This window comes from Pseudothioclava nitratireducens (assembly GCF_029210495.1).
In the GTDB taxonomy this organism is placed as follows: domain Bacteria; phylum Pseudomonadota; class Alphaproteobacteria; order Rhodobacterales; family Rhodobacteraceae; genus Pseudothioclava; species Pseudothioclava nitratireducens.
In genome coordinates this window covers 256,345-276,274 of record NZ_JARGDK010000002.1, presented here as the reverse complement: position 1 = coordinate 276,274, position 19,930 = coordinate 256,345, and the positions used below count along the sequence as shown (strand labels likewise).

Here is a 19,930-nt window from a genome sequence, read left to right as displayed (position 1 = left end):
TCAGGCGGCGGCTGCCGTGATCTCCAGAACCATATCCATGACCAGCGCGGCAGGGTCAAGGTTGACCGCCCGCCCGTGGCGCGCGCGCGCGCCGAGCGTCTGGTGCAGGTTCGCCCATTTCATCGCGGCCTGTTCATGGGGGGCGAGGCGGGCGAAGAGTTGCGCCTCGCCGGGGGCGGCCTCGGGGTCGGGGGTGCCTGCGACGCCCGCGCGGGCGAGGCGGGCGAGGAACAGGTCAAAAAGGCCCAGCATCAGGTCGTAGCGCGGCTCGTTTGCCTTGCCGGTGATGCTCTCGGCGAGGGCGAGCGCGCGGATGCGGTCGAGGCGGGGCAGGGTGGCCATCAGCGCGACGAGGCTTTCGTAGCTTTTCAGCCCGTCGAGATTCAAAAGCCGGATCGCCTCGCCCACGGAGCCGCCGGAGAGCGCGGCGAGCGCGGCGGTGTTCACCTCGGGCATCGCATCGCCTTCGGCGGCGGCGAGGGCCTCGGCCATGTCCTCGGGGGGCAGTGTCGAGAGCCGCAATTCGCGGCAGCGCGAGCGGATCGTCGGCAAGAGCCGCGCGGGCTGGTGGGTGACAAGAAGGAAGGTCACGCCTGCGGGCGGCTCTTCGAGCAGTTTCAGGAGCGCATTGGCGGCCTGCACGTTCATCTCGTCAGCGGCATCCACGATGACAACGCGGCGCCCGCCCTCGGCGGAGGAGAGGTGCAGGAACCCCTTGAGCTTGCGGACCTCATCGACGCGAATGTCCTGCGAAAGCGCGGTTTCACGGTCGTTGGGGCCGCGTTTGAGCAGGAAGGCGCCGGGTTCCGAGCCTGCATGGATGCGGCGGCAAACGGGGTGTTCAGGGTCGGTGTCGAGGGTCTCGGGGGGCGGGGGCGCGCCAAAGAGCCCGCCACCATCGTCGGGCGCCTGGGTCAGCAGGAAACGCGCGATGCGCCAGGCGAGCGTGGCCTTGCCGACGCCGCGAGGGCCGGTCAGCATCCAGCCGTGATGCATCCGTCCGGTGTTGTAGGCGTCGAGAAAATCCGCCTCGGCACGCGCCTGCCCCAAGAGCCGAACCGTGTCGCGCGGGTGCGGCGCACCTTCGACCTGCGTCGGATCGGGCAGGTCTTCGAGGCTCATGCGGCGGCCTCGGCAAGGGCGGATTGCGCGATGGCGAGCACATCCGCAGCGATGGCCTCAGAGGCGCGGTCACCTTCGACCACGCGGAAGCGGGCGCTGAATTCACGCGCCAGCGCAAGGAACCCTGCGCGCATCTTTTCCTGTAATTCGAGGCCGAAATCCTCGAAACGTTCCTCGGAGCCTTGGCGGCCCTTGGCGCGGCCAAGGCCGGTGGCGGCGTCGATGTCGATGAGGAAGGTGAGGTCCGGCTCGCGCCCGATCATCATGGCGTGGAGCTTGTCCACGGTGGCGCGCAGGTCGCCCCGCGATAGGCCCTGATACATGCGCGTGCTGTCGGCGAAGCGGTCGCAGATCACGATCTTGCCCGCAGAGAGCGCGGGGTCGATGGTGCGTTCGAGATGGTCGCGGCGCGCGGCGGTGAAGAGCAGCAGCTCGGTCTCGGCGGACCAGCGGTCGGGGTCGCCCTCGAGGACGAGGCGGCGGATTTCTTCGGCGCCCGGAGAGCCGCCCGGTTCGCGGGTGAGCACGGTGTCATGGCCGGCGGCGCGGAGCGCCTCGCTCAGCAGGCGGGCCTGGGTCGATTTGCCCGAACCGTCGATCCCCTCGAAGGTGATGAACATCGGCTCAGACGCCTGCCGCCTGCATCGCGCGGGCGGTGAGGCGGGCGAAGGCAGCCTTCGCGCGGACCATGAAGCCGCCCGCCGCGACATCGCTTTCCGCGACCAGCGGCACGGTTTTCGGCGCGTCGAGGCCGGGGATGGTGATGACGAGTTCCGCGATCTGGTCGCCCGCCGCGATCGGCGCGGCGATCGGGCCGGTGAACACGGCTTCGGCTTTGATCTGGTCTTGCGCGGCGGCGGGGATCAGCAGGCGCAGATCCTCTTGCGGGACCAGCCCCACGCTTTCGGAAGCGCCCAGCCAGACGGGCGCTTCTGCGAGGCGGGTGCCTTTGGCGGCAAGGTCCTTGAGCACGAATTGGCGGAAGGCCCAGTTCACGATGGCCTCGGATTCCTGTGCGCGCTCGGTCTCGGAGCCAAGGCCCGAGATCACGAAGACGATGCGGCGCTCGCCCATGATGGCGGAGCCGACGAGGCCATAGCCCGCCTCTTCGGTGTGGCCGGTCTTGAGCCCATCCGCATGCCAGTCCGCCGCGCCCAGTTTCAGGAGCGGATTGCGGTTGTTGGCGTTGGCGGGCGCGCGGTCTTTGTAGTTGAAGGTGGTCTCCGCGAAGATCGGGTAATGCTCGGGGAATTCCGAGATCAGCCGGACGGCCAAGACGCCCAGATCGTGCATCGACATGCGTTGGCCCGGATGCGGCCAGCCCGAGGCGTTCGCGAACATCGAGTCGTTCATGCCAAGGGCGCGGGCGCGCTCGGTCATCAGGTTGGCAAAGGCGCTTTCCGAGCCCGCCAGCCCTTCGGCCACCACCACGCAGGCATCGTTGCCCGAGTTCACGATGATGCCATGCAGCAGGTCACTGACCGACGGGCGGTCGGTCGTGTTGAGGAACATGGTCGAGCCGCCCATCGCCTGCGCGGTCGCGGAAACCGGCATGGTGGTTTCCATGGTCACGCGGCCGTCCTTGAGCGCTTCGAACAGCAGGTTGACGGTCATCAGCTTGGACATCGACGCGGGCGGCAGCGGGATGTCCGCGTTCTTTTCCAAGAGCACCGTCTGCGTGGTCATGTCATAGACCCATGCGGCGCTGGCGCGGGTTTCAAAGGCGCGGGCGGGCAGGGCTGCGAGCAGCGACAGGCACAGCAGGGCGATCAGGCGCAGGTGAAGCATCGGGAGACCGGTCTTTCCTTATTTCGAGACGGCATAGGCGTCGGAGTAGCCCAGCCCTTTGACTTTCTTGAGCAGCGCGTCGCGGTCCGAGGCGCTGGCGGCGGGACCCGCGACGACACGCCAGAAGGTCTTGCCCTGGCTTTCCTCTTTGCGGATCGAAGCGATGATGCCGGATTTCGACATCTGGGTGACGGCGTTCTTGGCGTTGGATTCGACGCTGAAGATGCCGAGTTGCACATACATCTTGCCGGTGGGCGCTTTCGGCGCGACCGGCTTGGCCGGGGCGGGCGCGGCGGGGGCGGGTTTCGCCTCGGGGGTCGGCTTGGCGGCGGGTTTCGTGCCGCTTTCGGCGGCAGCAATCGCGCCGGCTGCGGCCTTGGTGATGTCGTCGATCGGGGTCGCCTCGATCGTTTCGGGCGTGGCGATGACAGGGTCCTCGACGAGGGGCTTGGGCGCCTCGACCGGGACCTCTTCGCGGCGCAGCGCCACGACGCTGAGCGCGGTCGGCGCGCCAGCCAGAACGCCCAGCGCATCGGCGGCATCGGAGGAGACCTGAAGTTTCGGGCCGGGATTGTCGCGCTCGCGCCGGAACAGTGCGCCCACGACCGATTTACCGTTGGCCGGGTTCTGGATCATGACGCGTTCCGGGTCCTTGACGGTCGGGTGTGCCACCCAGACGCCACCCAGCGACGGACGCCCGTCCCACAGGCCGGGTTCTTCGACCGAGAACACATCGGGGGCTTCGAAATCGCGCTCGACGGTGCGTGGCGCGGCGGTCTCGGCGCTTGCGCCCTCTTCGGCGGCGGGTTTTGCCTTGAGGAAGCCAAAGGGCTGCGCGCCTTCTTCGCAGCCCGCGAGAAGCGCGCTCGCCCCAAGCAATGCCGCGAGCAGAGTGAATTTCGAACCGTTACGATAAGCCATGCGCTGCCCCGCCATCCTTGCCCAACTCCTGCGCGGGTGCCCCCCGCGTCTGATACAGGTGCCGCGGCAATGCGTTGTGCCACGGCGATTTGCGGCCTGAAGCCGCGATTTCCCGAGACATTACCGTGTCGCCGTCCACAAGAAAAGCACTCCGGCAGGCCGCTGGCGGTTTTCGGCGCGCGAAACCCTTTCAGAATCGCGTGATCCGGGCTAGGGCAGCGGCGTCGGAGGAGTGGCAGAGTGGTTTAATGCACCGGTCTTGAAAACCGACGTGGGTGAAAGTCCACCGTGGGTTCGAATCCCACCTCCTCCGCCATACTGGCTTCCCATGTGGTTCATCTGATTTGGCTTTCCCTGGCATTTGCGGGGAATGTTACCATTTGGCGGTTGGCATGTGCGGTCGACAGCCTTCTTGCCTGCCGGTTTGGCGCATTTTCCCGGTCTCATAGAGTGAGCCTGTCTTCGGAGCTATCGCCCTGCTGCGTCACGCCGATTTGGCGCATCGAGTCGGCAATCGTCGCGTCTTGCCCTTGCAAAACTTCAACCTGCCGAAGCTTCGATACAATCTCTTTGGGTTTATATCGTTTCTTAGCCATCTCGATCCTCCGGTTTTTTAGCATAACGGCGGATCACTTCGGTGAGTGCGGACAAAATTCCCGAGGCTGCGTCAAATGTGTCGGGCTCACTGTCTTGAGTTGAGCTGCCCCGTTTGATCTGATGCATCATTCTTGTGGGGCAGACCGTCATGGTAGTATTTTGCGATAAAATTAACATTGGGTTATGTGGTAGGTGCCTCAAATGATTTGACGCATCCACCTCGTGGCCGCTTAACTCGTGCGTGATGTAGCGGTCGGGGCCGAGGAGGGTTCAGCCCCGTTCCGCAGTTCAAGGCATCGACTGAATGCGGGAGGAAAGCATGAAAATCAAACTCTTTGGCGCGGTTGCCGCGCTGCTCGTGGCTGCGGCCCCGGTGATGGCGGAATATCCCGAAAAGGATATTCAGGGTGTCATTCAATGGGGGGCCGGTGGCTCGACCGATACGGTGATGCGTGCGGTGACCCCGCATGCCGAACCGATGCTGGGCGCCAAGGTCGTCATGCAGAACATGACCGGGGGCGTGGGGGCGATTGCGACGAAATTTGTCGGCGCGCAAGAGGCTGATGGCTACACGCTGCTGATGGGTGCGGAAAACCCGCAGCTTTACAAGGTGATGGGGCTTGGCGACAGCGATTATGCCGATTTCACGCCGATCAACGTGATCGCGCGTGGCGTGCCTCTGATCGTGGCCAATAATGACGCGCCCTTCAACACGTTCAAAGAGATGGTCGAGTATGTTCAGGCACATCCGAATGAAGTGAAGTTTGGCTCGACCGGGCCGGGCGGGCTGCCGTCGGTGGTCACTGCGATGCTGACCTCCGAGGTGGAGCTGCCCGTGACTTTCGTGCCTTATGACGGCGATGGCCCGGCGCTGACCGCGCTTCAGGGCGGCGCGATCGACGTGATGCCTGCCGTTCTGGGCGCCGCGATCGAGGGTGTCAAAGCGGGCCGGATGAAGGTCATCGCACTGGTCGACAGCGCCGAGAACCCGGCACTTCCGGGCATTGCGCCGATCACCGTCGACTATCCGGGCTATGAGAAATTCCTGCCTTGGGGTCCGTTCTTCGGCATTTTCGTGAAGAACGGCACGCCCGATGAGGCGGTTTCGAAGCTGGTCGGCGCCTATGCGGAGGCGGTCAAGAACCCGGATTTCGTCGCCCTGATCGAAGGCCGTGGCTTCTCCATGCTGAACCTGTCGGGAGATGAGGCTCGCGCCTTCCTCGACAAGTGGCAGTCGGTCACCTCGTGGCTGGTCTATGACGCGGGCATCGCCAAGGCGTCGCCCGAAGAGTTTGGCATTCCGCGTCCGTAAGGCTGCGTGAAATCCATCGGCGCCGCCCCGCAGGGGGCGGCGTTCGTCTACCGGGAGGGAATACCATGCACGATCCGGCTCGCAGGCTTCCGGGGGAGGGGGTGTTCTCGCTCCTGCTCACGGGGATCAGCCTGTTCCTGTTCTATCAGGCCACGCAAATCTCGGGCTTCGAGGCGTTATCGGCGCCCGGATCTTTCCCGCTGTTCTCCACGGGCTGCATGGTGATTACCTCGGCGCTGGTGGCGCTGCGCACCTTGCGGCTGCCCCACAGCGAGGAGCATGGCTGGCAGGCGATCCTGCCGGGCTTTGTCATCTTCATGACGGTTTTGATGCTGTTCTATGCACTGGCGCTGAAACCGGTGGGCTTCCTGCCGACCTCGTTCGTTTTCTTGCTGATTGCGACCAAGGTGATGATGCGCACCAGCATTGCCCGCGCGGCACTTATTGCCGCGCTGTCGCTGATCCTTGTCTATGTCGTGTTCCGGCTGGTTTTCTCGGTGCTCATGCCCGAGGGTATCGTGCCCGAACGTGAGCTCATCTCTGCGATGCGCCGACTGCTATCGGGAGGGGCTGAGTGATGGACTGGACCCATTTCTTCATGTCCTGGATCGACCCGCAACTCTTGATGCTGGTCGCGCTTGGGACATTCGCGGGCATCTATGTCGGCGCGATTCCGGGGCTGTCGGTGACGATGGCGGTTTCGATCCTGATTTCCTTTACCTTCTCATGGGAGATGTTCGATGCGCTGTCGCTGATGATCGGCATCTATATGGGCGGGGTCTATGGTGGGTCGCGCACGGCGATCTTGCTCAATATTCCGGGTGCGCCCTCGGCCATTGCGACGGCGCTTGACGGCTACCCGCTGGCCAAGAAAGGCCTTGCGGGTGAGGCGATCGGGCTGTCGACGACGATGTCGGCGCTTGGGGGGCTGGTGGGGATCGTGGTGCTGGGTATCGGCGCGCCAGCCGTGTCCGAGTTCGCGCTGCGCTTCCAGCCGCGCGACTACCTGCTCTTGGCGATCCTCGGCATTTTGCTGGTGGGATCGCTCTCAGGCGAAAGCCTTGTCAAAGGCATCTTCGCGGGCGCGCTTGGACTGACGATCGGTTGTGTCGGTCTGGACCCGCTGACGGCGCAAGAACGCTTCACCTTTGGCCAGATCGAGCTGTGGGGCGGGATTTCCTTCATCGCGGTGATGATCGGGTTGTTCGGGGTGTCCGAGGCGCTCATGCAGCTTCAGCATGTCGATACCGCGGCCGTGAAACAGGTGATCCGCCGGATCGTGCCGGAATGGCGTTCAGTCGTGAAATACCTGCCGCTTTCGCTGCAAAGCTCTGCCATTGGCGTCATCATCGGCGCCTTGCCGGGCACCGGCGGGGATATCGCGGCACTGATGGCCTACGATCAGGCCAAGCGGGTGACCAAGAACCCCGAAACGCCCTTCGGTGAAGGCGCGAAGGAGGGGTTAATTGCCCCCGAGGCGGCGAATAACGCGGCCGTGGGTGGGGCTTTCGTGCCGATGCTGACGCTCGGTATTCCGGGCGACGCGGTGACCGCGATCATCATTGGTGCGATGTTCATTCACGGGCTCAATCCGGGTCCGATGCTGATGATCGAACGCCCCGAGATGTTCTGGTTCATCCTCGGCGCGCTGGTTCTGGCGACCTTCTTCATGCTGGTCTTCGGGCTGACTGGCATTCGGCTTTTCGTGAAGATCGTCGAGCTGCCCCGCGCGGTTCTCTTCCCGTTGATCTTGCTGCTGTCGATCGTCGGCGCCTTCGCGGTGAACAATTCGATCATAGACGTCTATTTCATGCTGGGCTTCGGGGTCTTGGGCTATTTCATGAAGATGTATGGCTATCAGGTCGGGCCGGTGATCCTTGGGGTGATCCTGTCGCGGCTGATCGACGACAACTGGCGCAGGGCGATCATTTCGGAGCAGGAGAGCCTGCCGCGCCTGTTCCACGGCATCTTCACCTCGCCGCTGTCGGCGGTTCTGATGATCGCGGTGATCCTTGTGTTCGTGTCCAACACGCCGCTTTGGGCTTGGGGCAAGCGCCGGCTGTCGCGCGGGCGCAGCTAGGTTCTAAGCTGCGCGCGCAAGGTCGTGGCGGTTGCTTCGATATGGGCGCGCAAGAGCGCCGTGGCGTGCTCCGCCTCGCGCGCAACGGCCGCTTCTGCGATCGCGCGGTGTTCCGTGTCGACTCGGTCCGCCTGCGCCGCGCGCAGTTCGGCGTTCATCCGGATGTGGCGGTAACGGTCATGCTGGCGGCGCAAGAGCGTGCAGAATTCCAGCAGCTTTGGGCGCCCACACCCTGAAATCAGCGCCATGTGAAAGGCGCTGTGCGCGGCCTCCCAGTCGACGGCACCCGCGCGCGGCGTGCGCTCCAGGCGATGAATCGACCCCATGACCTTGCTCTCCCAATCGAGATCGCCATGGGTGATTGCCGCGTGTAGCGCTTCGGTTTCCAGTAGCACCCTCAGATTGGTGATCTCATCGAGATCGGCCAGAGAATGGGGCGAGACCGCATAGCCTCGCTGGTCCTCGAATTCAACGAGCCCCTCCGCCACGAGCCGCGCCACCGCCTCGCGCAGGGGGCTGATCGAGACACCGATCTGGCTGCGCAAGTGATCGAGATTGATCTTGGAGCCCGGCGTGAGCGTGCCGCTCACGATTTGCGCGCGCAACTGATCCGCGATGCGCGTCGAGAGGGTCGCCTTGGGGGTAGGGCGCTTGCTCATGGGCCTCCTCCGGAACGTGATGGGCCGAGCATAGGGGTGCGCGCGAAGATCATCAATGGATCGGCCGATCGTCGATTTTCGGACGGAACACCGCAGAAGACAGTGGCGAGCTTCTGCTCTCTCACTTACAGTTTCTCAAAGGAGGCGCAATGTCACAAAGCCTGTCGCAAGAGGTCTATGACCGCATCCGCGCGGATATCATTTTCGGGCGGCTTCTTCCGTCGCATCGGCTGCGGCTTGAGGATTTGCGCGGCGTTTACGGGGCGTCGGTGCCGACGCTGCGTGAGGTGCTCAACCGGCTTGCGGGCGACGGTTTCGTGATTGCAGAAGGTCAGCGCGGCTTCGCGGTGGCGCCAGTCTCGGTCGCCAATCTCCACGAACTCGCAAATTTGCGCCAACTCGTCGAGATGGACGCGCTCGAAAAGTCCTTCGAGGCGGGCGATATGGCGTGGGAGGAACGTGTAGTCGCGGCCCATCATAAGCTTGCGCGGATTGAAGGGCGTGATCCTGCCGCCGATGCCGTCCTGCGCGATCAGTGGAAGCGTTTCGACTGGGGCTTTCATCAGGCCCTGATCTCGGCTTGCGGCTCACGCGAGTTGATGGCGGTGCATGCGATGGTCTTCGACAAATACCTGCGCTACCAGATGCTTTTCCTGACCTATCGCGGGGCAGTTTCCGCGCTGGAGCACCGCCAGTTGATGGAGGCCGCTCTCGCGCGCGATATTGACGTGGCAAAGGATATTCTGGCGCGCCATATCGCGGGCGGCGTCGAGCATGCGCTGGCTGCACAGCTGGGGCAGGGCGCGGCGGCAGGCTGACGCGCCGCCGTCGCCCCAAGTTCAGAGTGGCTTATGTGTGATGATCGAGCGGACCCAGTCCGGTTCGGTCACCTGTCGCCCGGTAAAGATCTCGAACGCATCGACGCCTTGGTGGAAATACAGCTCATAGCCGCTCATGAAGGCGCCACCCATCGCCTCGATCCGGGCACGGAACTCGGTATGTTCAGGCGTATAGACCGCGTCAAAGCCCCAGCGTACAGAGCCGGTGGCACTGGCGGGCAAGGGGCTTCCGGGGCGGCCGATCATGCCCAGCGGCGTGCCGTTCACCACGCCGTCAAAGGACGACAGATCGCACAGCATGTCGGGCGCGGCACGGATGATCTCGGCGCGGCAATGCTTTTCAAGTGCCGCGGCAAGGCTCTCGACCTTGCTTTGATCCGTATCGTAGAGCGCGATGGCGTCTGCTCCCAGATCGGCCAGCGCAAAGGCGATGGCACGCCCGACGCCGCCAGTTCCCAGCACCAGCACCCGGCCCGGCGCGGCTGCGCCGAATTGCGCGCGATACCCCGCGATGAAGCCGGAATAATCGGTGTTGAAAGCGCGCGGGCCTTCGGGGGTGAAACGCACCGTGTTGGAGGTGCCCATCGCGGCGACGGCGGGTGTGCCGGCTGGCACGAGCCGCGCGGCTTCTTCCTTGTAGGGGTAGGTCACGTTCACCCCGTCAAAGCCGGCACGCTCGCATTGCGCAAGGAGCTCGGCAAAGCTCTGGCCCCGCTCGGCGGGGATGATCAGGTCATAGGTCACGTTCACACCCAATGACAGCCCGCAGGCCGCATGCAGGACCGGCGACCGGGTTTCGGTGATATTGCCGCCGATAAGGCCGAGGCGGACGCTTCGGCTGGGCGGGGTGTTGGGGGCTTGGCTATTCATCCGTCATATCCGAACAGTCTGGGGAAGAAGAGAACGAGGTCGGGCAGGGCGGCCAGCACGACCAGCGCGAAGATCAGCGCCGCGAGGAAGGGCAGGATGCCCTTGATGATCTCTTTGATCGAGATGCCGGTGACGGCGTTGATCACGAAGATCAGGATGCCGTAGGGCGGCGTCACCAACCCGATCATCGTGTTGACCACGGTGACCACGCCGAAATGGATCAGGTCGATCCCGAGCGCACGGGCGGAGGGGATGAAGAGCGGCAGCACGACAAGGATGATCGTGCCCCCGTCCAGCAGCATCCCCAAGAGCAGGATCAGGATGTTCACGCCGATCATGAATTCGAGCGCGCTGATCTCACGGCCTTCGAGGAAGGTGGCGAGTGTATCGGGGATGCGCTCGGCGGCGACGATGTAGTTGAAGATGAGCGCGGCGCCGATGACGATACCGACGGTGCCCGCCTGACGCGCGCTCTCGCTGAAGACCTGACCCAGCCCGCGCAACGAAAGCTGGCGGTAGAACAGCATGGCCAGCATCAGCGCATAGAAGGCAGCGATGGCGGCGGCTTCGGTCGGCGTCGTGGCGCCCCCGTAGATCCCACCCAACAGGATCACCGGCATGAACAGAACCGGCAGTGCGCGCAGGGTCAGGCCCGGAAGCTGGCGCAGCGGCACCGGGGCCTCGCGGATCTTCTCGGCACGGCTGGCGAGGGCAAAGTTCATCAGCGCCAGCATCAACGCCATGACGAGGCCCGGCATGACGCCCGCGAGGAACAGGTAGCCAATCGATTGGTTGGAGATCAGCGCATACATCACCATCGGGATCGACGGCGGCACGATGGGCCCGATCGTGGCCGAGGCGGCGGTAATCCCGGCGGCGAAGCTTTTGGTGTAGTGCCCGCCCTTGGTCATCATCGAGATCATCATCTTGCCGGGGCCGGCGGCATCCGCGACCGCAGAGCCCGACATGCCCGCGAAGATCAGCGATACGACGATATTCACATAGCCCATGCCGCCCCGGAACCGCCCCACCAGCGCGATGCAGAAGCTCAGCAGCCGGTCCGAGATCGAGCCCGCGTTCATGATGTTCGCCGCCACGATGAAGAGCGGCACGGCGAGCAGAATGTAGCCCGAATAGATGTTCTGGATCAGTTGTTCGGCGGCCAGCGAGAGGTCCGCGCCAGTGACCGCCAGGTAAGCGATCGAGGCGACCAGCATCGCATACCCGATCGGCGCGCCAATGGCGGCAATCGTGAAGAGAACGGCCAGACAGATGGCGAAGGCAAGGCTCATCGGGGGGTCCTCTGCTCAGTCCGCGAGAATGTCACGTTCGTCGCGCGACAGGTCACGCCCGCGCAGCACATCGACGATCCGCCAGCCGTAGCGCAGGATCAGCACGGCGGCGAAGACCAGATAGATTACAAAGACATAGTTCAGCCGGATACGCAGCGTCGGTGACTTCTTGATCTTGTAGAAGCTCACATAGTCCCATGTGTCCGGCATCGCCGCGACCAGCGCGACGACGATGGAACTGGCCGCGAGGACCGCGAAGACGCGCTTCTTGGCCGGGCTCACATGGCTGTAGATCAGATCGAATTTCACATGATCGCGTTCACGCAGCACGAAGGCGCAGGTGAACAGCACCAGCCAGAGCCAGAGCGTCAGGTTCAGCTCGATGGTCCAGCCCAGTTCCAGCTTCCAGCCGAAATGAGTGAGCACATAGCGTGCGGCGATCTGGATCAGGAAGGTGATGAAGATGGCGGCGAGCATGCCCGCCGCCACCACGTTCACACCTCGTCCATAGATATGGGCAAGGCGCTCCATCGATTATTCGCCCAGAGCGTTGATCTGGTCGAGGACACCCTCGGGCCAGTTCGCGGCATATTCCGACGCGAGATAGTCGCCCTGCACCTTCGCGCGGAAGGCCGCGACGTCGGGCGTGTAGATGTTCATGCCCTGCTCCTGAAGGAAGGCGACGAGCTCTTCTTCCTTCTTGAGCTGGTTCTGACGCCCGAACTCTGCGGCCTCGACGGCGGCGGCTTGGGTGGCGGCTTGCTGCTCGGGGCTCATCGCGTCGAAGGCGGCCTTCGAGATCGCAATGTAGTTCAGGTCGACGAGGTGCGAGGTCAGCGCGATCTGGTCGGTGACTTCGTAGAATTTCGCATCGACCACGGTCGGCAGCGGGTTGTCCTGACCGTCCACAGCGCCGGTTTGCAGCGAGGTATAAAGCTCGGTGAAGGCGACCGGAACCGGCGAGGCACCAAGCGCGCGACCGAGGAACTGCCACGCTTCCGAACCCGGCATCCGCAGCTTCACACCCTCGAGATCGGCGGGGGTGTTGATCTGCTTGTCGCCGCGCAGGTTGAGCTGGCGCTTGCCGAGATACATGACCGCCAGCAGCTTGATGCCCAGCTCGTCTTCGACTTTCTGCTTGAACGGGTCCATCAGCGGGTCGTTGAAGACCTTGACCTGATGCTCAGCCGACTGGTGGACGTAGCCAGCCGAGAAGATCGAGAATTCGGGGAAGAATTCGGCCAGTTCCTGTGCCGAGGTGATCGCCATTTCGAGGTTGCCGCGCGCGATGGCTTCGAGTTCGGTGCCTTGCTTGAAGAGCGTGCCGTTCCAGTGCGGCTCGAAGCTGGCGAATTCAGAGACGGCCGGGCCGAACTTCTCGAGAAGCGCGATGGCGCGCTGATCGGTTTCCGAGTTCACCGAGGACAGGCGCAGTTGGATTTTATCCTGCGCGAGTGCGGCACCTGCCGAGATGGCAAGCGTCAGCGCAGCGGTCGCGCCGAGAATGGCGCGGCGGGTAAAGGTCGTGGTCATGGGTCTCCTCCCTAGTCCTATCAGTATGCTCCCCTCCTCCGGGGCTGGGGGAAAGGTGAGAGATTCGCCATCGCCTGTCCATGAATACCTTATGTGATTTCAAAAAAGCATTTTCTGACATTTCATAATGTAATTTTAGAATAATCGTTTTTAGACGGTATCAAGCGTAACATCATGGCATCCTGAAATCGCGCAAGAACACTCGTCAGGGGGAGCGAAACGCGCTAGCAAGTTGACAAAGCCGTTTGCGGCATCATTTCCGGGAGGGGCATATGAGCCAGAAACCGATCTTCATTCTCAATGGCCCGAACCTCAATCTTCTGGGCAAGCGTCAGCCGGAGATCTACGGCCACGACACGTTGGAAGATGTCGAGCGCAATTGCGCGGCGCTGGCGGGTGAGCTTGGTTTCGAGATGCGGCTGTTCCAGTCGAATTTCGAAGGCGGCATTGTCGAGCTGATCCATCAGGCCCGCGAGGAAGCCTGCGCCATCATCATCAACCCGGGGGCCTATACCCACACCTCGGTTGCCATTCTCGACGCGCTCAACACCTTCGACGGCCCGGTGATGGAGTGCCATATCTCCAACGTCCACAAACGCGAGAGTTTCCGGCATCATTCCTATGTCAGCCTGCGCGCCGATGGCGTTATGGCGGGCTTTGGGGTGCAGGGCTATGAGCTGTGCGTGCGCCGGGTCTGCACGCTGCTCGGCGGGAAATGACGCCTGTTCGCTTTGCGATTGTCGGCGCGGGTCTGATCGGCGCGCGCCATGCAAAGGCGATCGCGCAGGCCGAAGAGGCGGAACTGGTCGCCATCGCCGATCCGGCCCCCGGCGCTGCGGCTTTGGCTCGGACGCTGGGCGTCGCCCAATTCGATACGCTTGACGCGCTGATTGATGCGAAGATCTGCGATGCGGTCTATCTTTGCACGCCGACCGCGATGCACGGGCAGGGTGCGCGGGCCTGTATCGCGGCGGGGCTTCCGGTGCTCGTCGAGAAGCCGCTGGAAAGCGATATCCCGGCCGCGCGCGCCATGGTCGCCGAGGCCGAGGCGGCGGGCGTGCCGCTTTTGACGGGGCATCATCGCCGCCATAACCCTCTGATCGCCGCCGCCAAATCCGAGATTGAAAACGGCGCCTTGGGTCGGATCGTCTCGGCCCATGCGATGTTCTGGCTGATGAAGCCTGACGACTATTTCGATGTGCCATGGCGGCGTGCGCCCGGTGCCGGCCCGATCCTGACCAATCTCGCGCATGATCTCGACCTGATGCGGCACCTCGTGGGCGAGGTCGCCTCGGTCGAGGCGCTTGGCTCCAATGCGATCCGGGGGCACGCGGTCGAGGAAACCTGCGTCGTGAGCTTCGCCTTCGCCAATGGCGCGCTTGGCACGGCGAATATCTCGGACAGTATCGTGGCGCCGTGGTCGTGGGAAATGACGGCGGGCGAGAACCCGGCCTATCCGGTGACGGGCGAGAGCTGCTACCAGATCGGCGGCACGCAGGGCGCGCTCGATCTGCCCTCTGGACGGATCTGGGGCCATCCCGGCAAGCGCAGCTGGTGGGAGCCGATCCAAGCCCGGATGAGCCCGCGCGCGGGAGGCGACCCGTTGGTCCTTCAGGCGGAGCAATTCGCGCGGGTGGTCAGTCGGGGCGAAGCGCCCCTGGTCTCCGGGCGCGAGGGGCTTCGGACAATCGAGTTGCTCGATGCGATCCTGCGCAGCATCGAGTCCGGCAAACGTATTCATCTTCAGGAGTAGGGCCATGAAGGTTCCGCATAACAGGTTCAAAGCCGCGCTTCGGGCGGGGCAACAGCAGATCGGGTTGTGGTGCACGATCCCCAATGCGGGCCATGCCGAGGCGATGGCGCTGTGCGGCTACGACTGGCTGCTGATCGACAGTGAGCATGTCGCGATGAGCCTTGAGACGATGCACACGATGTTGCAGGCCGCCGCGCCGCATCCGACGCATTGCGTGGTGCGTCCGGGCTCGCTCGATCTGGTCGAGATCAAGCGGCTTCTGGATATCGGCGCGCAATCGCTGTTGATCCCGATGGTCAACACCGCCGATGAGGCCCGCCGCGCCGTTGCCGCGACGCGCTACGCGCCCGAGGGACTGCGCGGGTTTGCGGGCATTTCACGCGCAACGCATTACGGGCTGGTCGAGGGCTATGCGACCCGCGCCGCCGAGGAACTCTGCGTGCTGGTGCAGGTCGAGAGTGTCGAGGCGCTGTCCAATCTCGAAGAGATCTGCGCGGTTGACGGTGTCGATGGGGTGTTCATTGGACCGGCCGATCTGGCGGCCTCGATGGGCTATCCCGGGCAGGGCGCGCATCCTGAGGTGCAAGCGGCCGCGCTCGACGCGATCGCGCGGATCCGGGCCTGTGGCAAACCTGCGGGCATCCTGACGCTCAACCCCGATTTCCTCGCCGCGGCGCATGCGGCAGGGACAGGCTTTACGGCTGTTGCGGTCGATCAGGACCTGCTCTTGCGCGCGGCGCGCGCGCTCTCGGCGGAGTGGAAGGCCCGCGGCTGAGATGCTCGACATCCTCGTCCTGATCGCACCGATCTATATCCTGATCGGGCTCGGCTACGGGGTGATCCGCCTGCGCTATCTCGAGGCGGATGCCTTCGCCAGTCTTGGCAGCGTCATCCTGCGCGTCTTCATGCCCGCGATGCTGTTTCTGGCGATCGCGGGCAATCCGATTTCGGACACGCTAAGCTGGGCCTTTGTGGCGGCCTATGCGGGCGGTTCGGTGGCGACCTACTGGCTGGGGTTCGCACTGGCGCGGCTGAGCGGGCAGGCGACAGGCGGCGCGGCCATCGAGGCGATGGGCATGTCCTGTTCGAACTCGGCCTTTTTCGGACTGCCCGTGGCCACGCTGGTTGTGGGGCCCGAACTCGCCCTTCAGGGCTTCGCGCTGGTCATCCTGATCGAGAACCTGCTGATGATCCCGATGGCGGTCACGATCTGCGAGATTGGTCAAGGGCGCGCGGGGGCGGCGCTTTGGCGGATGATCCCAAGGCTGCTTTTGAACCCGCTGCTTTTGGCTGCGGGGGCGGGGCTGGCATGGGCGCTAGGGGGGCTCGCGCTTCCGCCTGTAGCAGAGCGGGTGCTGCGGATGATGGCCCCTGTCGCGCCGCCGCTGGCGCTTTTGATGATTGGGGGCACTGTTGCGCAGCTCTCGCTTCGGGGCGTGGGCGGAGGGGTGATGCGCGTCGTCGCGGGCAAGCTTTTGCTGCACCCGTCAATGGTGGCTCTCGCGTTGCTTCTGGTCGGGGGCGGGACGGCGATGCCGGACGCGCTACGCCTGACGGCAGTGCTGATCGCAGGCGTGCCGATGATGTCGATCTACGCGATCTTTGGCCAGCGGTTCGGCCGCGCGGCCATGAGCGCCACGGCCCAGATCGTAGCAACTGCGCTGAGCATCCTGAGCCTGCCCGCAGTGATCTACCTCGCGGGGGGCTAGGGGCCTCATTCTGAGTAGAGCGCCCCCGAGGCGACCATGTCCTCAATCTCTTGGGGGGAGAAACCCAACTCCTCTGCGATCCTGACATTGTCGCCGCCAAGCTCGGGCGCGGCTTTGGGCACGTCGAAACTGTAGCCCGAGAACTTGAAGGGCAGGTTGGGCAGACGCACTTTGCCGAGCTTTGGGTGATCCTGCTCGATAATCATGCCGCGCGCCGCGATCTGGGGGTCGTTGGCGACCTCGTCGATGGTCTGGACCGGGGCCGCAGGCACGCCCGCCTCGTCGAGTTGCCGCAAGATCGCGGCACGGCTCTCTTGGCGTGCGCACCAGTCGCGCACCAGCGCGATGGCTTCGGCATTATGCGCGTTGCGATTGGCCGCGCCGATGAAACGCGCGTCCTCGGCCAGCGCCGGACCGCCGATCAGCCGCGCAAGACGGACCCATGTGTCATCCACCTGCGCCGCAATCACCAGATAGCCATCGGGCGCGGCGAAGCAGCCATAAACGGTCGAGTCGGGCAGGTTGTCGCCGGTTTGCTCGGGCAGCACCTCGCCTTCGGACATCAGATAGCCTTGCAGCGCGTAGTCATGCATCGAAACCATGCAGTCATAGAGGGCGAGGTCGATATGCTGCCCCCGCCCGGTCTTTTGCCGCCCGTAGAGTGCTGCGATGATCGCGGCGGTGCCGTGGATGCCGGTATACATATCCGCAAGCGGCATGCGGAACAGCGGCGGGGCCTCGCCGGGTTTGCCGATGATCGACATCGCGCCGCACATGGCCTCGGCGATAAGGCCGAAACCGGGGCGTTCCGACAGCGGGCCGGTATGTCCAAAGGCCGAGACCGAGGCGTAGATGAGCCCCGGATTCTCCGCCGAGAGCGCCTTGTAGCCCAGCCCCAGCTTTTCAAGCGCACCGGGGCGGTAGTTTTCGACAAAGACATCCGCCGTGCGCGTCAGGCGCGTCATCAGGTCCGCCGCCTGCGGCTGGCGCAGATCGAGACAGAGCCCGCGCTTGCCCATGTTCTGTTGCAGGAAATAGCCGGAGACTCCGTCGCGCTGCGTTGGCGAGGCGCGTCCGGCATCGCCGGTCTTCGGACGCTCCACCTTGATCACATCCGCGCCGAGGGCGGCCAACGTCCGGCTCATGAAAGGGCCGGCCAGAAAATGCGAGTAGTCGATTACACGAATTCCGGTAAGCGGCAGGTTGGACATGGCGGGTCTCCCTCAGGCGCGCGTGAATGGTTCCGGCTTGAACCTGACCCATTCACGCGCGCCTGTCCTCTCGGAAAGCGGTCACGGAGAGCGGCGCGGAGCAGATCAAATCCGTTCTGCGCATCAATTTTCAGATTGATGCATCAGGATGGCGAGGGCCGGCTGAGATGTCTCGTAGATTTTCCCGCAGGATCAGTTCGCAGGGAATCGTTACATGCGGCAGGGGGCGGCCCTGATGCCCGGTGCAAATCGCTCCGATGGCCTCTTGGGCGATGCGCGTCATGTCCTGATGGATGACCGCGTTGATGCTGCGTTCGATCAGCGCGTTGCGGCTGAGCGGCGTCAAGTTGAACGCGACGAATTGCACGGAGCGCGCCCGTCCCGCGTCAAGCAGCGCCCGCTCGATCCCGCGATTGCCAGCGGCGAGGTTAACGATCGCCGAGAGGTCCGGACGCCGCCCGAGCACATCTGACGCCTGCCGAAAACACAGCGCCGGGTCGTCATCCGTCGAGATCGTCTCGACGATTTCGATCTGCGGGAACTCCTCGCGCAGGATCGAGCGCAGCCCTGCCTCGCGCTCTTCGTGGCTTCGATAAATCGCGTTGGAGTGAAAGATCGTGGCTGTCCCGCGTCCGCCGCAAAGGTATCCGAGGATCTGACCAGCAAGCCGTCCCGCAGCGCGATTATCCAACCCTACATGGCCCAAAGGGTCGATTCCGGGCATTTGGCTCAGCACGGTGACAACCTGAATGCCGTCGGCGATCAGTTCGGCGATGGCATCGCGCACGAAGGGATGTTCGACCGGTTGAACGATGACGCCGCCGATGCTGTCCTCGCGGCATGCGCGCAGCCGTGCAGCCAAGGCGGCGGGATCGGTGCGGCAGACGAATTCAAGCTGGAGCGGCGTCCCGCTGGCGCGGGCGCTCTCGCGGAGGGCCTGTCCGAGAAGTTCGTTGGCAAAGCCGGGCCGCCCGCCGATGAGGGCGCGCAGCCTGAGGCCTTCGGCTCTGGGAGCGAGCACGCGCGGGCGTCCGCCACTCTCGGCGAGGAAGCGCGCAGCCTCGAGAACCTTTTCCACGGTCTTCGGCTTGACCCCTTCACGCCCATTGAGAACGCGGTCCACTGTGGCGGTGCCGACCCCGGCCTGCAACGCGATATCAATGATTCTGGGTTTGCTGTCCTGAGGTTCCATAGTGCAAAAATTGATGCATCAAACTGGGGGTGATGCCAAGGCCTCACGCGTCACGCGGCCCCCTTGCCCCACGGCCCGCATCTCCTGCTTGAGCAGATCAATCAGTGTCTCGGCAAAGATCGACCGCGGGATTTCAGCGTTGACCACGGCATAGGTGCGGAAGGTCGTGGGCTCGGCCAGCGGGCGCACTTCGAGGCCGGGCAACTCTTGATCGGCCACGGAGAACTCGTCGATCAAGGCGACGCCCATCCCTTTGCGCACCAGGGCTTGAACGGTCTGACCGAAGCGCGCCTCAATGGTGAAATCGACCGGCAGATCGGCATCGCGCAGGGGGCGTGCAACGATGTTGCCATAGGGGTCGCTCGGGCTGATGCCGATCATCGGGTTGCGGGCCAGGTCACGGACCGAGACCGTCGTCTGCTGCGTGAGTTCGTGCCCCTCGGGCAGGAGGGCCATAACACGCCCCACGCCAATCGGCAGCGAGATCAGCCCGGGGTGGTCAATCTTGAACGAGTTTGCGACCAGCTCGCCTTTGCGCAGCAGCAGGTAGTCTATGGATTCCTCAATCTTCGTCTGGTCGATGGTCATCCGCAAATCGGGAAACCGCGCCTGAAGACGGCTCACCGCATTGGGCAGCATCCGCTGTGCGATTGAGGGCACCGAGGCAAAGGCAAAGACGCGGCTTTCACCGCGTTTGAGCATGTCGATCGAATGTTGCAGGTTCTCGACCTTGGCGAAGACCTCGTTGATCTGAGTGAAAATGTGGCGCGCCTCTTCGGTGGGGGCGAAGCGGCCATGCGCGCGAGAGAAGAGCCGCAGCCCAAGCTGGGTTTCGGTGTGCTTCATCACACGGCTGATACCCGGGGCCGAGACGCCCAGCAGATCGGCGGCGCCCTTGACTGTGCCGGTAATGAGGATCGCGCGGATGACTTCGATCTGTCGCAACGTGAGCATGATGGGACTCTTTTTGATAAATTAACATCAAGGTATCCCGTGCGTCTATATGGGTATTCGCAGTTATTTTATTGCGGAGCTAAAGTTTCTCTGAACCT

21 protein-coding genes and 1 tRNA gene are annotated in these 19,930 nt (G+C 63.9%); 9 read left to right on the top strand and 13 right to left on the bottom strand.

Annotation, left to right across the window (positions count from 1 at the left end; all coding sequences use genetic code 11):
* From P0X85_RS03550 to P0X85_RS03535, 4 genes are read right to left on the bottom strand one after another with little or no spacing between them, the layout of a single operon-like run.
* Positions 1–1,122, bottom strand: a complete 1,122-nt coding sequence (locus tag P0X85_RS03550; protein WP_275808545.1) for a DNA polymerase III subunit delta' — start codon at positions 1,120–1,122, stop codon at positions 1–3.
* Entirely contained in the window at positions 1,119–1,742 is a 624-nt protein-coding gene (tmk, locus tag P0X85_RS03545) for a dTMP kinase (protein WP_275808542.1), read from the bottom strand. The genes P0X85_RS03550 and tmk overlap by 4 nt, the downstream gene beginning before the upstream one ends.
* 4 nt (positions 1,743–1,746) lie before the next feature.
* The gene (locus P0X85_RS03540) at positions 1,747–2,910 is read right to left on the bottom strand and encodes a D-alanyl-D-alanine carboxypeptidase family protein (RefSeq protein WP_275808538.1); all 1,164 of its coding nucleotides are present in this window, start codon (positions 2,908–2,910) and stop codon (positions 1,747–1,749) included.
* Positions 2,911–2,928: 18 nt separating this feature from the next.
* Positions 2,929–3,831, bottom strand: coding sequence for an SPOR domain-containing protein (locus P0X85_RS03535; protein ID WP_275808535.1), 903 nt, complete (start codon positions 3,829–3,831; stop codon positions 2,929–2,931).
* A 226-nt stretch (positions 3,832–4,057) separates the two neighbouring features.
* On the opposite strand from P0X85_RS03535, the gene P0X85_RS03530 reads away from it, so the two are divergent.
* A tRNA-Ser gene (locus tag P0X85_RS03530) sits at positions 4,058–4,147 on the top strand.
* A 127-nt stretch (positions 4,148–4,274) separates the two neighbouring features.
* On the opposite strand, the gene P0X85_RS03525 is transcribed toward P0X85_RS03530, so the two are convergent.
* The gene (locus P0X85_RS03525; protein ID WP_275808532.1) at positions 4,275–4,427 is read right to left on the bottom strand and encodes a hypothetical protein; all 153 of its coding nucleotides are present in this window, start codon (positions 4,425–4,427) and stop codon (positions 4,275–4,277) included.
* Positions 4,428–4,747: 320 nt separating this feature from the next.
* On the opposite strand from P0X85_RS03525, the gene P0X85_RS03520 reads away from it, so the two are divergent.
* From P0X85_RS03520 to P0X85_RS03510, 3 genes are all read left to right on the top strand, one after another.
* Positions 4,748–5,740 carry a tripartite tricarboxylate transporter substrate binding protein gene (locus tag P0X85_RS03520; protein WP_275808529.1) on the top strand — a complete coding sequence of 331 codons (993 nt, stop codon included), beginning with the start codon at positions 4,748–4,750 and terminating at the stop codon, positions 5,738–5,740.
* Between the two features lie 65 nt (positions 5,741–5,805).
* Positions 5,806–6,318, top strand: a complete 513-nt coding sequence (locus P0X85_RS03515; protein ID WP_275808525.1) for a tripartite tricarboxylate transporter TctB family protein — start codon at positions 5,806–5,808, stop codon at positions 6,316–6,318.
* Positions 6,318–7,820, top strand: coding sequence for a tripartite tricarboxylate transporter permease (locus P0X85_RS03510; RefSeq protein ID WP_275808522.1), 1,503 nt, complete (start codon positions 6,318–6,320; stop codon positions 7,818–7,820). The genes P0X85_RS03515 and P0X85_RS03510 overlap by 1 nt, the downstream gene beginning before the upstream one ends.
* Here P0X85_RS03510 and P0X85_RS03505 read toward each other — a convergent pair.
* The gene (locus P0X85_RS03505) at positions 7,817–8,479 is read right to left on the bottom strand and encodes a GntR family transcriptional regulator (protein WP_275808520.1); all 663 of its coding nucleotides are present in this window, start codon (positions 8,477–8,479) and stop codon (positions 7,817–7,819) included. The genes P0X85_RS03510 and P0X85_RS03505 overlap by 4 nt on opposite strands.
* Positions 8,480–8,628: 149 nt before the next feature.
* Here P0X85_RS03505 and P0X85_RS03500 point away from each other — a divergent pair, with 149 nt between their 5' ends.
* A complete protein-coding gene (locus tag P0X85_RS03500) occupies positions 8,629–9,297 on the top strand; it encodes a GntR family transcriptional regulator (protein WP_275808517.1) in 669 nt (222 codons plus the stop codon).
* Positions 9,298–9,318: 21 nt separating this feature from the next.
* Here P0X85_RS03500 and P0X85_RS03495 read toward each other — a convergent pair whose 3' ends face one another.
* The 4 genes from P0X85_RS03495 to dctP are packed head-to-tail and all read right to left on the bottom strand — an operon-like array spanning position 9,319 to position 13,013.
* Positions 9,319–10,188 (bottom strand): shikimate dehydrogenase family protein, encoded by an 870-nt coding sequence (locus P0X85_RS03495; protein ID WP_275808514.1) that lies wholly within the window; start codon positions 10,186–10,188, stop codon positions 9,319–9,321.
* Positions 10,185–11,480: a TRAP transporter large permease gene (locus tag P0X85_RS03490; RefSeq protein ID WP_275808511.1), complete on the bottom strand. Its 1,296-nt coding sequence runs from the start codon at positions 11,478–11,480 to the stop codon at positions 10,185–10,187. Before P0X85_RS03490 ends, P0X85_RS03495 begins: the two co-directional genes overlap by 4 nt.
* Before the next feature lie 15 nt (positions 11,481–11,495).
* On the bottom strand, positions 11,496–12,011 hold the full coding sequence (locus P0X85_RS03485) for a TRAP transporter small permease (RefSeq protein WP_275808508.1): 516 nt from the start codon (positions 12,009–12,011) through the stop codon (positions 11,496–11,498).
* 3 nt (positions 12,012–12,014) lie between these two features.
* The gene (gene dctP, locus P0X85_RS03480) at positions 12,015–13,013 is read right to left on the bottom strand and encodes a TRAP transporter substrate-binding protein DctP (protein ID WP_275808505.1); all 999 of its coding nucleotides are present in this window, start codon (positions 13,011–13,013) and stop codon (positions 12,015–12,017) included.
* A 272-nt stretch (positions 13,014–13,285) separates the two neighbouring features.
* Here dctP and aroQ point away from each other — a divergent pair, with 272 nt between their 5' ends.
* Genes aroQ through P0X85_RS03460 form a run of 4 tightly spaced genes read left to right on the top strand, consistent with a single transcriptional unit; the run spans position 13,286 to position 16,475 of the window.
* Positions 13,286–13,732 carry a type II 3-dehydroquinate dehydratase gene (gene aroQ, locus P0X85_RS03475; protein WP_275808502.1) on the top strand — a complete coding sequence of 149 codons (447 nt, stop codon included), beginning with the start codon at positions 13,286–13,288 and terminating at the stop codon, positions 13,730–13,732.
* On the top strand, positions 13,729–14,766 hold the full coding sequence (locus P0X85_RS03470; RefSeq protein ID WP_275808499.1) for a Gfo/Idh/MocA family protein: 1,038 nt from the start codon (positions 13,729–13,731) through the stop codon (positions 14,764–14,766). The genes aroQ and P0X85_RS03470 overlap by 4 nt, the downstream gene beginning before the upstream one ends.
* Before the next feature lie 4 nt (positions 14,767–14,770).
* Positions 14,771–15,541, top strand: a complete 771-nt coding sequence (locus P0X85_RS03465) for an HpcH/HpaI aldolase family protein (protein ID WP_275808496.1) — start codon at positions 14,771–14,773, stop codon at positions 15,539–15,541.
* Between the two features lies 1 nt (position 15,542).
* Positions 15,543–16,475 carry an AEC family transporter gene (locus tag P0X85_RS03460; RefSeq protein ID WP_275808493.1) on the top strand — a complete coding sequence of 311 codons (933 nt, stop codon included), beginning with the start codon at positions 15,543–15,545 and terminating at the stop codon, positions 16,473–16,475.
* A 5-nt stretch (positions 16,476–16,480) separates the two neighbouring features.
* Here the strand turns inward: P0X85_RS03460 and P0X85_RS03455 are convergent, their stop codons facing one another.
* The 3 genes from P0X85_RS03455 to P0X85_RS03445 all read right to left on the bottom strand — a co-directional run bounded on the left by P0X85_RS03455 (position 16,481) and on the right by P0X85_RS03445 (position 19,832).
* Positions 16,481–17,686 (bottom strand): CaiB/BaiF CoA transferase family protein, encoded by a 1,206-nt coding sequence (locus P0X85_RS03455; RefSeq protein WP_275808490.1) that lies wholly within the window; start codon positions 17,684–17,686, stop codon positions 16,481–16,483.
* A 130-nt stretch (positions 17,687–17,816) separates the two neighbouring features.
* Positions 17,817–18,878: a LacI family DNA-binding transcriptional regulator gene (locus P0X85_RS03450; protein WP_275808487.1), complete on the bottom strand. Its 1,062-nt coding sequence runs from the start codon at positions 18,876–18,878 to the stop codon at positions 17,817–17,819.
* A gap of 18 nt (positions 18,879–18,896) precedes the next feature.
* A complete protein-coding gene (locus P0X85_RS03445; protein ID WP_275808484.1) occupies positions 18,897–19,832 on the bottom strand; it encodes a LysR family transcriptional regulator in 936 nt (311 codons plus the stop codon).
* Positions 19,833–19,930 lie beyond the last annotated feature (98 nt).